We start from the raw sequence: 14,873 nt of genomic DNA, 5'->3' as shown, positions 1-14,873 counted from the left end.
GGTGAGCCGCTTCCGGACGTTCCGCGGATCGCTCTTGCGCCGCCATGTTATCGGTGCCATCTTGTAACAACACTCGGTTGTGCGCGTCCGCATCCACGGAAGGAGCGCACCCATGAGACGAGCACTCCTGCTCGCCGTGATCGGTACGGCGGTCGCCGCGCTGGTGGCCACCTGGTTCGGGCTCGCCCACCGTACGGACGAGGTCGCGTCCATCGACGGCCACACCGTGACCCGCGACGAGCTGCTCTTCCACATGCGCCGCCTGGCACCGACGGTCCAGAACGAGCTGCGCAACGAGTACGGCCTGCGCGGCGCGACCGACTGGACCACGCGCGTCGGCGACGGGACGGCGCTCGACCGGCTCGCGTCCGCCGCGTTCGACGAGATCTGGCGGGACAAGACCACCCTGCTGCTCGCCCAGGACCACGGGCTGGCCGTCCCGGCGGACCACGACGACTTCCTCGCCGAACTCGCCGACGAGAACGAGCGCCGCGCCGGCGCCCTCGCGAAGGGCGAAGTCGTCTACGGCGTAGGAGAGTTCTCGCCCGAGGAGTACTACTCGCACCGGCTTGCCGAGATCACGACCGGCCTGAAGGAACGGCTCAGCGCCGGCGCGAACGGCCCGCTCTGGGTCGGAGAATCCGACGTCCGGCGCGCGTTCGACGCCGACCGGGCCGCGTGGAGCGCCAACGCGACGACCTTCGGCTACTCCAAGCTCGTCGTCCGCGTGCCCGACGACGCCGCCCCGGACTACTCCGCCGGCCTGCAGCAGCGGGTCGCCGCGGCCGGGCGGCTCGCGACCGTCGCCGCCCGGGAGCCGGGCGCCACGTACACGACGGACACCTACGACGGTGGCGCGGCCGGGCTGAGCGCCAACGACCAGGACCTCCGGACCGTGCTGGGAGCTCTCGATCCCGGCGAGATCTCCGCCCCGGCCATCGGCACCGGCCAGATCACCTATTACCAGCTCGACGACCGCACCGTGGACGAGGACGCGGCGTTCGACGCCTACGCCCAGCGGATCCGGCTGTCGCTCGTCGAGAAGAAGTTCCAGCAGTTGGTCCAGCGCCGCGTGGACGACAGCGACATCCAGATCGACGCCGCGGCCGTAGACGCCATCAACGCAGAGGATGTGCAGCAATGAAGCCTGTCGGAACGACACCCTCCCGCAGCGGCGAGCCGGCGTACGGTCGGCACCCCGTGAGTACGATCCGCGCGGCCCTTGCTGCCTTGCTCATCACGCTGCTCGCCGCGCTCCTCGCCTGGCCGCCGGTATCACCGGCAGCGGCCGCGCAGACCGCCGGTACGAGCACGGCCGCCGAACCGACCCTGCCGGGAAACCAGCCGAACCGGACCGGCGGCACGGACTACTTCCTCGACGCCACGAACGGCAGGGACAGCGCCTCAGGTACCTCGCCCAGGAACGCCTGGCGCAGTCTGGCCAAGGCGAACGCGACGACGTTCCGGCCCGGCGACCGCATCCTGCTCAAGGCCGGCGAGGAGTGGCACGACGGTCAGCTGTGGCCGAAGGGCTCGGGCAGCGCGGGGAGGCCGATCACCATCTCGGCGTACGGCAACGCCAGCGCGGGCAAGCCGTACATCGCGACGAACGGCAACGTGCCGAGTCCGTTCCGCGCCGACGGCACGAAGAACCCCGAGACGGTCGGCCTGACGGGCGCGATCGTGCTCCGCAACCAGCAGTACTGGGAGATCAACAACGTCGAGCTGTCGAACGACGACGACTTCGCCACCGACATCCACACCGAACGAGTCGTTCGTGACGGCATCATGGTGTCGATCAACGCCGACCTGCTTCCGGCAGGTGCGGACAACATCATGGACTACTTCCGGATCTCCAACGTGTACGTCCACAACACCGACGGTCCGGACTTCTGGCAGCAGATGCACTACGGCGGCGTCAACTTCCAGGTCTTCGGCAGCCGCAAGTACACCGAGTACGGCACCGGCGGCTACTACTTCAAGAACGTCCGGATCGAGAACAACAGGTTCGTCAACGTCGAGTTGCACGCCGTCCAGTTCGCGTTCAACTGGTTCAACGACCGTTATCCGGAGGCGGGCCAGTACGACGAGACCGGGAAGTGGCACGAGGGCTGGGAACAGCTGTGGGTGCGCACCCGCGACCTGTACAGCCGGGACGTCTACATCGGCCACAACTACGCCGAGAGCATCGGCCAGGGCGCCATCCAGCTCGCCAACACCAAGAACATGGTCGTCGAGTACAACGAGGTGAACGGGTTCCTCGAGCGGTACGGCTCGGTGTCGGTGGCGCTCTATCTGTGGGCGGGCGCCGATTCCGTCATGCAGTACAACGAGGTCTACGGCGGCCCGCACAACGAGTTCGACGGAACCGCGTGGGATCTGGAGTACACCAACTTCAACGTCACCTACCAGTTCAACTACTCACACGACAACGCGGCGGGCTGGATGTCCTATATGGGCAACAGTTCCAACTCGACCGCCCGCTACAACCTGAGCGTCAACGACAACGGCGTGCTCGTGAAGAACATGCTGTCGACGAACTACTCCCCGACGTACTTCACCAACAACACCTTTGTCTACAACGGATCCGACCTCGACTACTTCCACGACGAGACGTTCCTGAGCAAGGTGTACTTCCTGAACAACATCTTCTACAACACCTCCACGACGGCTACGACGCCGTGGTACCGCCGTACCGGAGCCCTGCGTCAGGCGGTGTTCTCGAACAACGACTTCTACGAGGCGAGCGGTACGCATTCGAGCCAGGAGCCGGCCGATCCTCGCGGGGTGCGGGTCGACCCGCGGTTCGTCGGTGACCCGGCGCAGTACGTCACCGGTGCGGGCGTCGACCAGATCCGCAGAGCCGCGGCCCACTTCAAGCTGCGCGACGACTCCCCACTGATCGACGCCGGCCGCTACAACCCGCACCTCGGCACGAGCGACTTCCTCGGCACCCATATCTACTACGGCGACGCCCCGGACATCGGCATGGCCGAGAGCCGGATCGGCGCCCTGGTCGCCAACCCGGTGGACGACGATCCCGTCGAGAACGATCCGGGCAGCCGGGTCGACCTCGCGCTCGGTAAGCCATGCACCGCGAGCTCGACGCACTCCGGTGCGGGAGGCACACTCACCGCCGACAAGCTGACCGACGGCGACCTCTCCACCCGCTGGGCCGCCGCCGACGACGCGACGTACCCGATCACGCTCGACATCGACTTCGGAGCCGCCACCACCTTCGACGAGGTCTACCTCGACGAGTACACCGACGGCGGCACGAACCCACGCGTACAGGCATTCCAGCTGCAACGCTGGGACGCCGCGACCGGCGCCTGGATCACCTTCGCCAGCCAGAACGACGGCATCGGCCACGACCGCACCGTCACCGGCTTCGGCAGCGTGACCACCTCCAAGCTACGGGTGGCCCTCACCGACCAGATCGCCACCGAGACCTACACCCCGACCATGACGGAGATCGCTGTGTACTCGTCGAGCTGACGACGCGGCTGGCACCTACGTGCCAAGGCGGACACCGTGCGCGGAAGTTCACCTATACCTGGACAGGTGCGCGCTCTCATCGTGTCCTTGGCCATGGTCGCAGCTCTGGGGACGGCTATGCAGGCGGCGTCCGCCGACACCGCGCTCGCCGCCTGCCCGCAGATCTTCGCCCACGGCGGATATCCCACCGGGCCGAACCCCTGGGAACGTGACCAGGTACGGCAACCCAACAATCCGACCGCCCTGCAGGCCGCGAAGGCCGCCGGCAGCTCGGGCGCCGAGGTCGACCTCCAGCTCACGAGGGACGGGACCAAGGGCGTCATGTGGCACAACGACACCACGAACGCCCTGACCGGCTCGAACCTGCCCGTGAACGAGATCTGGTGGGACACCGGCGCCGACAAGCTGAACGGCCGAACCATCGACCGCGGGCCGTACGCGGGCGAGCGGGTGTACACGTTGCGCCAGTTCCTGGACTCGGCGTACAGCAAGAACATGGTGCTCCTGATCGAGCTCAAGAGCGCCGCGAAGCAGTCCCTGCTGAACTCCGACGCGACGATCCGCACTCGCGCCTGGTCGGAGGTGATCGATCCGATCAAGGAACGGACCGCGCGTCAGGAGATCATGGTGTACACGCACGACACCCAGCTCCAACCGGAGCTGACCAGTCGCTTCAACGCCGCGGACCTCGGCGCCGTCATAGCGACGGGCCCGCAACGTCCCGTCTGGCCCGACACGGTTGGCTGGGAAGAGCCGCCGCCGGCTGCCACGGGCAACTTCGCCTCCTGGCAAGCCACCCTTGACAGTGCTCCGCGCCGGATGGCCACCAGCTGGCCGCAGCAGATGCACGACTGGATGGCAGGGCGATGCACCACGTAGCCGGCTGACAGCTGACAGGATGTCGGCCATGGATCGGGACGCGGTCGAGCGATGGGTCGGCGGCTACGAGCGAGCCTGGCGAACGCCGGGCACGGCATCGCTCGCCGAGCTGTTCTCTGCCGACGTGTCCTACCTACCTTCGCCATGGCGGCAGCCGATCTCAGGCCTGGCCCGGCTCCGTCCCTGGTGGGAGGAGGGCCGCTCCGGCGCCGACGAACCCTTCACCATGACGAGCGAGGTCGTCGCCGTCGACGGCAACACAGCCGTCGTCCGGGTCGCGGTGACCTACGAGCACGACGATCCCTCACAGTGGCGAGACCTGTGGGTGCTGCACTTCGACGCCGCCGGCCGCTGCACCACGTTCGAGGAATGGCCGTTCACCCCGGACCAGCCCGACGGGCACTAGCCCCGCGACCGCCAGGCCGGTCTCCCCGCTCTCAGGCGGGTGGGTCGTTCGTTGTTCGTTTCAGCAAGCCGCGGGCGATGAGCTCGAGCACCTGCCCCAGTGCGAAGTCGACCTCGGCCGGCGCAGCGGGCAGCGGGCCGTCGACCAGCAGGCTGGCGAGGCCGTGGACGGCCGACCAGGCAGAGATCGCGGCGCCCGGCCGCCGGCTCGGGTCGATCAGGCCGGCTGCCTGCGCCTGATCGAGAACCTCGTCGAGGATCTCGTCCGGCTCCTCGCCGTCGACCCGGGCTTCGACCGTGTGCGTGGCCGGTGGATCGGGCCTGGCGTCGCCGGCCGTGGGGTGCGAACCGAAGGCCGTACGGAACAACCCGGGCTCGGACATCGCGAACTCGACGTACGCGGTCCCGACGGCGCCGAGCCGGCTGACCGGATCGGCGGCGCGATCGACGCCTCGGCGCATCTGTGCGGCCAGTTCGTTTCGCGCGTGGCGCGAGACCTCCGCGAGTAGCGCCTCACGGTCGGCGAAGTGGCGGTAGGCGGCCGAGTGCGAAACCCCGGCGGCCCGGGCGGCCTCCCGCAGGATCACGCTCTCGGGTCCGCCCTCGCGCGCCAGCGCGATGCCGGCGTCGATCAGGGCCGAGCGTAGCGAGCCGTGGTGATAGGACCTTCGGCGATCTCGAGAAACCTCGCCTGCGCTCATCGGCCAATGATGGCACAAAAGCATGCAGTGTTGACAGCGGTCACATCGAGACGTACTCTCGTCGATGTGACCAGTGGTTACTTCCCTGGTCTTCCCACTGTGAAAGGAAGTACCGATGGCACGCGTGCTCGTAAGCGGGGCAACCGGCAAGATCGGTGGCGCCGTCACCGCTCAACTGCTCGAGAAGGGTGTGCCGACGAGGGCGTTGGTACATCGAGAGGATGAACGCAGCGCTCGGCTGCGGGCCGCCGGCGCGGAGGTCGTCGTGGCCGACCTGTTCGACTATCGCCGGCTCGAGGCGGCGATGGCCGGGGTCGACCGGGTGTTCTTCAACCCTCCGTACCACCCTCACGTCCTGGACAGCGCTGTCGCGTTCGCTGTGGCCGCGCGGCGTTCGGGCGTGGAAGCGGTGGTCGCGTTGGGACAGTGGCTGGCGAGCCCTGAACACCCGTCGTTGCTGACCAGGCAGCATTGGCTTACCGACAAGGTGTTCGGGTTACTGCCGGATACCGCGCATGTCGCCGTCGATCCCGGGTTCTTCGCCGACAACTACCTGAAACTGCTCCCGACCGCCGCGTTGCTCGGGGTGTTCCCGATGCCGGCTGGGATGGGCCGCAACGCGCCGCCGTCCAACGAGGACATCGCCCGCGTCGTGGTCGGTGGACTGCTCGATCCCCACCGGCACGATGGCAAGGCCTACCGGCCGACCGGACCGGCACTGCTGTCGGTGAACGAGATCGCCGACGCGATCGGCGAGGCCGTCGGCCGGCCGGTGCGACACCTCGACGTTCCGCGGTCGATGTTCATGCGGGCCGTACGGCTGGACGCGAAACGCTTGAAAGCCGACCTGTTCTTCGAGTCGAGCCTGCGCCACTACCTTGCCGAGCACGCGTTGGGAACCTGGGAAGTCGGCGGTCCCACGACGCATGTACGCGACGTCGCCGGCGTCGAGCCCGAGGACTTCCTCACCATCGCCCGCCGCTACGCCGCCGACCCCGCCGCACAGCGCAATGCCGGAAACGTGCTCCGCGCGATCGGGCGGTCCCTGCTGATGGCAGTCGTGCCGATGCATCGACTGGACCGGTTCGACCGCGTACAGCAGCATCCGCAACCAGTGCATCCCCGGCTGTCCGGCGAGTCGGCGTTCTGGCGCGGCGAGCATCCCGCGTCCGCCGACCGCGCGCTCGCCGCGGCGTTCGGCCAAGGAGACAGATGAGCAACCCGTTGACTCGTTCGCAGTACTCGGCCGGCGACTCCCGCCGCGACATCGAGAACGCACTGGCCGCCGCGGGCAAGCACCTGGACGACCTTCAACCGGCAGACCTGGCACTGCTCGACGACTTCCACACCATGGGCCGCTTTGCGACCAGCCACCTGGCCGACCTCGCCGGGCTCGCCGGCCTCGGCCCCGACAGCGCGGTACTCGACGCCGGCAGCGGTATCGGCGGCACCGCCCGCTACATCGCCGACCGTTTCGGGTGCCGGGTGACCGCCCTGGACCTCTCCGAGGACTACTGCGCCACAGCCCGCTGGCTCAACCACCTCGTCCGCCTCGACGACCGGATCACCGTTCACCATGGCGACGTCACCGACCTGCCGTTCGCCGATCGTACTTACCAGGTCGTGTTCAGCCAGCACGTCCAGATGAACATCGCGGACAAGCACCGCCTCTACCAAGAAGCCCACCGTGTCCTGGCCGACAGCGGCACCCTCGCGATCTGGGACATCACCGCCGGAACGCTCGACGAACCCGACTACCCCCTCCCCTGGGCCGACGACCCCCGCCTCAGCCACGTGGTCGACTCGGACCACCTGCGCGGCACCATCGAAGCCGCGGGGTTCGAGATCGAACGGTGGAACGATCTCACCGAACAGGCAGCAACCACGATGCAGTTGATAGTGACGATGCCGCCCAACCCGCTGGGCCTGCACGCCTACAACAGCGACTTTCCCGAGAAGCTGAAGAACCTCACCACCGCACTCACCAACGGAACGCTACGCGCCATCCAAGCCATCGCCCGGGCGGCGTAGCGGCGTGACCACTCATGCCGGATACGACGACGGGCTCAGCGCACTGCTCCTCAGGGACTGGGCTCGGATGCCGATCCGCCGCGGTCCATGCCTCGACCGGCGCTCACCGCAGTTGCGCCTCGAGTTGGCCGGTTTCCGGGTTCCAGAGCCGAATGCTGCCGTCGCGGCTGCTGCTGGCCAGAGTGCCGCCGTCGGCGCTGAAGGCAACGGTGGTGACCTGGTTGGTGTGGCCGGTGAGGTCGCGGATGAGTTGTCCGGTCGACCTGTCCCACAGTCGTACGTTGTTCGAGTCGGCGCCGGCGACCATGGTGCCGTCGGGGCTGAACGCAAGGCTCGATATCGATCCAGATGTTCCGGAGAAGGGCTGGGCGGTGAGCTGACCGGTGCTCACGTTCCATTGCAGCGCGTCGCGGTCGGCGTAGCCGGCGACGAGGGTTTTGCTGTCTGTGCTGAACGCCAGGCTCAATGCCGCCGCGGTGCTGCGGTGGTCGGTGAGTGGCTCACCGATGGGTTGTCCTGTCGCGGGCTTCCACAGGCGTACCGTCCCGTCGGTTTCGCCATCGTAGTCGCCACCGGCGTCGTAGCTGCCACCGGCGGCGCTGGCCAGGATCTTGCCGTCCGGGCTGAACGCGATGTCGTTGATCCAGCCGGTGTGACCGGTGAGCTCGCGGATGAGCTGCCCGGTGGAGGTGTCCCACAGCCGGATGGTCTTGTCGAAGCCGCCAGCGGCCAGGACCTTTCCGTCCGGGCTGAAGGCGATGCTCGTCACGCCCCCGACGTCGCCGACGGACTGCTGGTCGAGTGGCCGGCCGATTGGCTTCCACGTCGTCGTGCTCCACAGCCGAACGGTGTCGTCATAGCTGGCGGTGGCGAGTTTTTTGCCGTCCGGGCTGAACTCGACGTCGTTGACCGAACTCTCATGGCCGGTGAGGGGTTGGCCGATCGGCTTGCGTGTCGCGATGTTCCACAGGCGAACACTGCCGTAGTGGCCGTTGTCGTCGTAGCCCCTACCGGAGGCCAGGATCTTGCCGTCCGGGCTGAACGCTATGCCGTACACCTCGGGATAGCTCGGACCGCTTTGATCCCCGGAGCTGTGGTCGCCGTTCACGAGCACCACGGCTGTCACGGTCGCCGCCAGGACCAGCGCCGCCAACCCGATCACGACGGCGACTCGGAACCGCGGGGAGCGAGGCAGCAACCGCGCCAAACGGCGGCGAAGGGACGTGGCAGCCAGATCCTTACCGGGTTCGTCGCCGTCTACGGGCGACTCACGCGACCTGGCCGCGGCCCGGACGAGCGGATCGACCAGATACACCGCTGCGCAGACCACCGGCGCGATCATCAAGCTGCCCGGCACCCCGTAATACGTCATACTTTCCGCGGCGTTCACCATCAGCACTACGCCGGAAACCAGGATGCCGACCGCGAGAACGTCGGCGGCTACCAGCACGGTGCGGCCGCCGCGAGACGTTGACCGGATCCGGTAGACGCCGATACCCACCGCGAGAAGGCAGGCCGCCACCCACAAACCAGGTAGCGGTACCCGGACAAAGAATATCTCCGCGGCCGCGAAGCTGGGAGCCGGTCGCACGGTGGGCAGGAAAGGAGCGAACACTCCCAGCCCGCCGGCGGTCACGAGCAAGACCGGGCGATCCGGGCGCGCCCCACCTGCCCTGGCCAGCTTCACCAGTACCTGGACCAGGTACACCGACGCGCCGGCCAGGACCAGCACAGCAACAGGCCCTGCGCCACCAATTCCCATCACCGCTGCCGTGGCGGCGATCCAGACGACCAGAAGGACCGAAAGCGCCTGCAGGGCGACGCCGAACAGGATCGCGACCGCCAGGGACACGCGGCTGCGAAACCACCGGTACCGGCACAGACCCACTCCGATCGCCGCCAGGCCCGCCGCAAGCTGAATCACGGTGATCGGCTCTGAGAGCCATGAACGCGCGGGCGGAAGGATGGAGAACTGGTACGCCGAAAACGGCGGCAGGAAGAGGGCGAGCAGCCAGAGCGCTCCAGCTGCGGTCAACCAGACCGGCCGATCCACCCGGTCGCCGCCGCTGGCTCCCGCCGGTGCTTGGGAGACCGGCTCGGCCGGAGCAGGCACCTCGATCGGGCTGCCGACCTCGACCGGCCCTACCCGTTCGGTGGACTCGGCCTCGCGTTGCTTGGTCGCCCGCCCAGGGGGCGAGGCAGATCCGACAGCCGGCGACGGCTCGAACGTGAGCGGCACGGACGCGACGCCACCCGCCCAACGCAGCCGAGCCTCCACGGTGCTGGGCGATCCCTCGGCGACCTCGACCGCGAGCTCGTTCCCGATCACCGAAGCGGTGTAGCCGGCAGGGTCGGCCTGGGGAAAGACGTCCAAAGCGATCGGTGGACCGGTCAGCCGTGCCCGGATGGTCAGGCTCCCCGGTTCCGACCGATCGACAGTCACTCCTTGTTGGTCGACGCGTGGTCCGCAAACAGCCAGCGCCGCGGTCGCCGCGGCTCGGACACGGAGGCTGTCGTCCTCGGCGAGTTCGGTCAGTGCCGCGATCGCCGCCCGAGCCAGGTTCAGGTCGGTGTCAGTGGCCCGTTCCTCCAGATCCGAAACCGCGCCCAGCCGGGCCGCAGCCATCGGGCTGGTCATCAGCTCGAGAACTTCAGCCGGCAGCTTCGCTTTCGTCGCTCGCGGACCACGCGGGTTGCGTGTCAACGGCAAGTCGCCACTGGCTCCGAAGGTCCAAAGGTGAGGAGTCTGCGGTTTGCCGAGCCTCCGGATCCGCTGCCCGATGAAATCGAACAGCTCGTTCAACCCGACCCAGCCGTCACCATCCTGGTCGGCGTCGCCGTCGGCGATACCGTCCCGCATCGCCGAGGCGAACACCGACGGCTCGACGTGCGAGTCGGTCAGACGCTCACCTTCGAAGGCGTACTCGATCGCGCTCGAAGCAGTGATCACCGCTCGAGCACGAGCCCCGGCGCCCAGCGACGCGAACGCGTCACCCACATCCGGATCGCCGCCCGCGCGAGCCACCATGCCTCGTGCGAACGCGCCGCCATAGCAGCAGTCCAGAAAGACCACCGCGCCCTCGGCACGGCTCCCATTGAGCAGCGAGCACAGCAGCTGCGCCGAAACCGCGGTCGACTGCAACCGGTGCGGCCGGGTGTCATGTGCGGCGAAGTAGAGGTTGCCCTGGGTGTCCTTCAAGCCATGACCAGACACGTAGAGCACGATCACGTCGCCGGAGGTCGCATCGGCGAACAACTCCTCCAACGCCAACCGCATGTCCTGGGCACTCGGATCCGTCAACGTGGCAACCGAGAACGGGCCGATCCGCGGATCGGCGAACAGGCGCCCCAACTCCAACGCGTCCCGGGCAGCAGACGGCAGTTGCGCAAGCCCGCTGTCGGCATACACCGACGACGAAATGAACAAGGCAGACCGAGCCATCACCCCACCCAACGTCAGCGTTTCTACGCTTGGAAAGGCTCGTCCATGAGCCAACGCCCATCCAGAATCGCCGCCCCAGGAAACGAGCATAGACCTGCAAACGGCCATGGCGGTCCGTTTCGCCGCAAAGCCACGTAGCAGGCACCGCCGCCGGCATCCGGCGCTTACTGAGTTGTGGGCGCGGTTACGATCACTGTCGACGTTCGTCCACCGGGGAGTACGACGTGAATGACACTGACCGTGCGACCGCTGGTTCCGCCTTTCGCGCCGTATCGGTGGTGTCCGGCGCGAGGATCGCGACCGCCCCGGTGTCGAAGCTGTCCGAATCGGAGCTGCACTCGCTGGCCGCCTGGATCGCCGGCCACAACACCGATCGCGCGTCCTACGTCGGATACGTAGGTGTCGAGACAGACCAAGTCCTCGCCGAGCTCGCGGACCTGGAGGCGGGTGCGGTGGTTGCCCATGCCGTGGTCAGCGGCGTTCGCGTCGGGTTGATGATGGCGGAATGGGATCCGACGTCCATCCGCGTCTGGTTGCACGGGCCATGGACGGACGACGAGGCCGTCGTCCTGGGCGAACTCGGGTTCCGCCTCTTCCACGCGATGCGCGCCTACCGCACCGCCGCACCCGACTGCCGGGAGCAGTGTTGCGTGGGAGGGCAGCCGCACCAGCTGGAGTCCACCGGTCCGGCGGCTCTACAGCAGGAGCAGGCCCGCGATTCCCGCGCCGAGGACGACTGACCAAGCGGGTAGTTGCCAGTTGGTCAGCGCGACGAACGCCGCTGCCGCGATCGCCATGGTCGCCGGTGTCGTCATCCCTTGTGTGGAAACCGGTGTATAGAGGGCGGCGGCCAGAATCCCTACGACACTGGCGTTGACTCCCGTCAAGGCACGTTGGGCGAGCGGCACCGCTCGCAGCCGTTCCCAGAAAGGGAGAGCGCCGGCCACGAGCAAGGCGGAGGGCAGGAAGATGGCGATCAACGCCAGCGCTGCCCCCGCGATCCCTGTAGGCGAGGTGTTGACGACTGCGCCGAGATAGGCGGCGAACGTGAACAGAGGGCCCGGCATGGCTTGCGCGGCGCCGTACCCGGCCAGGAAGACATCGTGATCGACCAACCCTGTTTCCACAGTGGACGCTTGCAGCAAGGGCAGCACGACGTGGCCACCGCCGAACACCAGCGCTCCCGCTCGGTAGAACGAGTCGGCAAGTCGTGCCGTGCCGTTGTGAGTGACCGCAGCGAGGGTGGGAAGCACCACCAACAGCGAACCGAACAACGCGAGGCAACCAGCCGCGGCGCCGCGCCTGGCTGGTCGGCCCGGCATGGCCTCCAGCCTCTGGTCGGTGCCGGCCGGAGGGGGCAGCCAGCAAAGCCCAGCGACGGCGGCCAGTGCGATGACCGCGACCTGAACCCACACCGCTGGCACGAGCACTGTCGCGATCGTCGCGGCAAGAGCGATTCCGGCCCGCTTGTGATCGGACGCGAACACCCGGGCCATCGCGATGACCGCCTGTGCGACGACCGCGACCACCGCCGCCTTCAGGCCCTGGAGCCAGCCCGTGTCGGTGCCGAGGCCCGCGGCCTCGACCCCGTAGGCGAAGGCGACCAGGACGATCGCCGACGGCAACGTGAAGCCTGCCCAGGCTGCCAACAGTCCGCGCCACCTGGCCTGCTGCAACCCGATCGCCATGGCTACCTGGCTGGATGCCGGACCGGGAAGAAACTGGCACAACGCGACGAGATCGGTGTAGGCCTGCTCGCTCAGCCATCTCCTCCGGACCACGAACGTCTCGCGGAAGTAGCCCAGGTGCGCCACCGGCCCGCCGAAGGACGTCAGCCCGAGCCGGAGGAAGACGGCGAAAACGCGGCCTGCGTTGACCGCCTGCGGGCCGGCATCGCTGCCGTCTCGCGGGCGCCCTCCGTCAGGCAGCCATCGCATCGGCGATCGCCTTGCCCGCCCGTTCGATCTCCGCCGTATCAGCGGGCGGCAGAACGTCCTCCCACACCGGCAGGGCGTAGCGGGTCGCCTCGAGCATCCCCAACGGGCGCGGGATGAACCAGACGTGGAAGTGCGCCGCGCCGTCGCCCCATCGGTAGACGTGGACCCGGGCGATCTCGCCGAGCGACAGGATGGCCCGCTCGATCCGAGCGACGACACGCCCGTAGTCGGCTGCGAGCGCGTCGGGTAGATCGGCGAACGAGTCGACGTGGATGCGAGAGGCCAGCCAGACCGTCCCCGGGAGGCTGCCCGCGGCGATGTTGTGCAGAACCCAGTTCTCGTCGGACCAAATACCTTCGTTCTGGGTGCAGAGGTGGCATGGCTCGCCGCCTGGTTCACCTCGTCGTGGTGGCTCTGGAATCACACGCGGTCCGGGCTGGACAGTGCTGAGCGGTTGAGCGAACGGGAGTTCCATCATGTCCTCCAGTGACGTGGGATGCAACATGGCAATTTCTATCATGAAACATGACCGTTGCATAGATGCACCGGGCACTTTCCCGATCTGGAAGGGTCGGATAACGTGAGCGCGTGGATGAAGATCTCTACAGCGCGACCGTGGCCGTTCTCCAGGAGGTCGGATGGGAGGGCCTCACCCTGGACCGGGTGGCGGAGCGAGCCGGCCGGGCGAGAGTCACGTTGTGGCGCAACGGGATCACGCGAGACTCCCTCCAGCAGGGCCTGTTATCGAAGCTCGCCGAGGACTACCGGGACGCGATGCTGCCGGTGGTCACCGCCGGCGGAACACCCCGCGAACGGCTCGATCGCACACTGCACGCCCTCTGCGACGTGGTGGACGCCCACGCCGATGTCCTGAGTTTGTCGGACGAGATGTTCCATCGCGCGTACGCGGCGGGCAAGGTCCCCTTGCCGTTCTTGGCGCCCTTCATCGCCGCCCTGCGCGACGCCCGCTCAGCCCATCTTCTGCGTACGGAAGCCACCGACGCAGACCTGGCCGACGTCCTGTTCAACTCGGCCGCGTGGACATATCTACATTTCCGCCTTCGGCACAAGTGGTCGCCCAAGAAGGCGAGAGAACTGCTGTTCAGCGCCCTCCTCGACGGCATCCTGAAGGAGCCCTCGCATTGACCGTCACCTCGTGACCAGTCGTCAACCGTCGCCTGTCACTCCCGTGCGGGGCTGTCACCCTGCGCACGCCGCCGGCGGCGGATCAGCGTAACGTCGTTGGCCCAGCGCTGGCGGCGCCTGGCCCAACGACGCGAGGCGACCTTGCTGTGAAGGCGCTCACACGGTGTCACAGCCGTGCGGGGCATGTCGTCTTAGGGGAGCATGACAGAAGCACAACACACCTCGGTGCTGATCACCGGCGCGAACAAAGGGCTTGGTTTCGAGACGGCCAGGCGGCTCGGCGAACTGGGCTGGACGGTCTTCCTCGGCTCGCGAGACCAGGGCCGAGGCAGGGCAGCCGCCGACAAGCTCGCCGCTGATGGTGTGAACGTTGTCCTGGTTCCGCTGGACGTGACCTCGGACGCGAGCGTCGCTGACGCCGTACGGCTGGTTCGGGAGCACACCGACCGGCTGGACGTCCTCGTCAACAACGCCGGCGGTTCGTTCGGCGTCGTCACCGATCCGGCGCAGGCGGTCTCGAAGCTGCACGAGCTCGCCTACTCCTCGTCGAAAGCCGCGCTGAACATGCTCACCGTCCGGTACGCCCAGGCGCTCCCGAACATCAAGTTCAACGCGATCACGCCCGGGGAGGTCGTCAACCACAAGTTCACGGCCACGGACATGAACAACCACACCGGCCAGCTGACGGTCGCCGAAGGCACGGACCCGATCATCGAGCTCGCGACGATCGGCACCGACGGGCCCACCGGGATCTTCATCGACCGGCTCGGCCCCGTTGCCTGGTAGCCCTCCTCCCTCCATCACATCGTCAGTCACTGTAGAAAGAACGGGAAA

The 14,873-nt window shown here is 67.7% G+C and carries 13 protein-coding genes; 9 read left to right on the top strand and 4 right to left on the bottom strand.

The features are described 5' to 3' along the window. Nucleotides 1–112: 112 nt before the first annotated feature. The 4 genes from ACYVF6_RS38215 to ACYVF6_RS38200 all read left to right on the top strand — a co-directional run bounded on the left by ACYVF6_RS38215 (nt 113) and on the right by ACYVF6_RS38200 (nt 4,783). Nucleotides 113–1,144: a hypothetical protein gene (locus ACYVF6_RS38215; protein ID WP_460528972.1), complete on the top strand. Its 1,032-nt coding sequence runs from the start codon at nt 113–115 to the stop codon at nt 1,142–1,144. Between the two features lie 56 nt (nt 1,145–1,200). Beyond that, a complete protein-coding gene (locus tag ACYVF6_RS38210; RefSeq protein ID WP_460528970.1) occupies nt 1,201–3,498 on the top strand; it encodes a discoidin domain-containing protein in 2,298 nt (765 codons plus the stop codon). Between the two features lie 93 nt (nt 3,499–3,591). Beyond that, nucleotides 3,592–4,377 carry a glycerophosphodiester phosphodiesterase family protein gene (locus ACYVF6_RS38205; protein WP_460528968.1) on the top strand — a complete coding sequence of 262 codons (786 nt, stop codon included), beginning with the start codon at nt 3,592–3,594 and terminating at the stop codon, nt 4,375–4,377. Between the two features lie 28 nt (nt 4,378–4,405). Further along, entirely contained in the window at nt 4,406–4,783 is a 378-nt protein-coding gene (locus tag ACYVF6_RS38200) for a nuclear transport factor 2 family protein (RefSeq protein ID WP_460528966.1), read from the top strand. 31 nt (nt 4,784–4,814) lie between these two features. Here the strand turns inward: ACYVF6_RS38200 and ACYVF6_RS38195 are convergent, their stop codons facing one another. Next, nucleotides 4,815–5,483 (bottom strand): TetR/AcrR family transcriptional regulator, encoded by a 669-nt coding sequence (locus ACYVF6_RS38195; RefSeq protein ID WP_460528964.1) that lies wholly within the window; start codon nt 5,481–5,483, stop codon nt 4,815–4,817. A gap of 115 nt (nt 5,484–5,598) precedes the next feature. On the opposite strand from ACYVF6_RS38195, the gene ACYVF6_RS38190 reads away from it, so the two are divergent. After that, nucleotides 5,599–6,699 (top strand): Rossmann-fold NAD(P)-binding domain-containing protein, encoded by a 1,101-nt coding sequence (locus ACYVF6_RS38190; RefSeq protein ID WP_460528962.1) that lies wholly within the window; start codon nt 5,599–5,601, stop codon nt 6,697–6,699. Then, a complete protein-coding gene (locus ACYVF6_RS38185) occupies nt 6,696–7,514 on the top strand; it encodes a class I SAM-dependent methyltransferase (RefSeq protein WP_460528960.1) in 819 nt (272 codons plus the stop codon). The genes ACYVF6_RS38190 and ACYVF6_RS38185 overlap by 4 nt, the downstream gene beginning before the upstream one ends. A gap of 103 nt (nt 7,515–7,617) precedes the next feature. On the opposite strand, the gene ACYVF6_RS38180 is transcribed toward ACYVF6_RS38185, so the two are convergent. Further along, complete coding sequence (locus ACYVF6_RS38180) at nt 7,618–10,956, bottom strand: WD40 domain-containing protein (RefSeq protein WP_460528958.1); 3,339 nt, start codon at nt 10,954–10,956, stop codon at nt 7,618–7,620. A 224-nt stretch (nt 10,957–11,180) separates the two neighbouring features. Between ACYVF6_RS38180 and ACYVF6_RS38175 the strand changes: the two genes are divergently transcribed. Then, on the top strand, nt 11,181–11,696 hold the full coding sequence (locus ACYVF6_RS38175) for a hypothetical protein (protein WP_460528956.1): 516 nt from the start codon (nt 11,181–11,183) through the stop codon (nt 11,694–11,696). Here the strand turns inward: ACYVF6_RS38175 and chrA are convergent. Next, complete coding sequence (chrA, locus tag ACYVF6_RS38170; RefSeq protein WP_460528954.1) at nt 11,652–12,893, bottom strand: chromate transporter; 1,242 nt, start codon at nt 12,891–12,893, stop codon at nt 11,652–11,654. The genes ACYVF6_RS38175 and chrA overlap by 45 nt on opposite strands. Then, entirely contained in the window at nt 12,877–13,413 is a 537-nt protein-coding gene (locus ACYVF6_RS38165) for an HIT family protein (RefSeq protein ID WP_460528952.1), read from the bottom strand. The genes chrA and ACYVF6_RS38165 overlap by 17 nt, the downstream gene beginning before the upstream one ends. Before the next feature lie 68 nt (nt 13,414–13,481). Here ACYVF6_RS38165 and ACYVF6_RS38160 point away from each other — a divergent pair, with 68 nt between their 5' ends. Further along, the gene (locus tag ACYVF6_RS38160; RefSeq protein WP_460528950.1) at nt 13,482–14,039 is read left to right on the top strand and encodes a TetR/AcrR family transcriptional regulator; all 558 of its coding nucleotides are present in this window, start codon (nt 13,482–13,484) and stop codon (nt 14,037–14,039) included. A gap of 201 nt (nt 14,040–14,240) precedes the next feature. Then, a complete protein-coding gene (locus ACYVF6_RS38155) occupies nt 14,241–14,825 on the top strand; it encodes a Rossmann-fold NAD(P)-binding domain-containing protein (protein WP_460528948.1) in 585 nt (194 codons plus the stop codon). The last annotated feature ends 48 nt before the right edge of the window (nt 14,826–14,873 follow it).

It is taken from the genome of Flindersiella endophytica (genome assembly GCF_054779015.1).
Note: the sequence above shows the minus strand (reverse complement) of the source record. Positions and strands in the feature narration are given on the sequence as shown.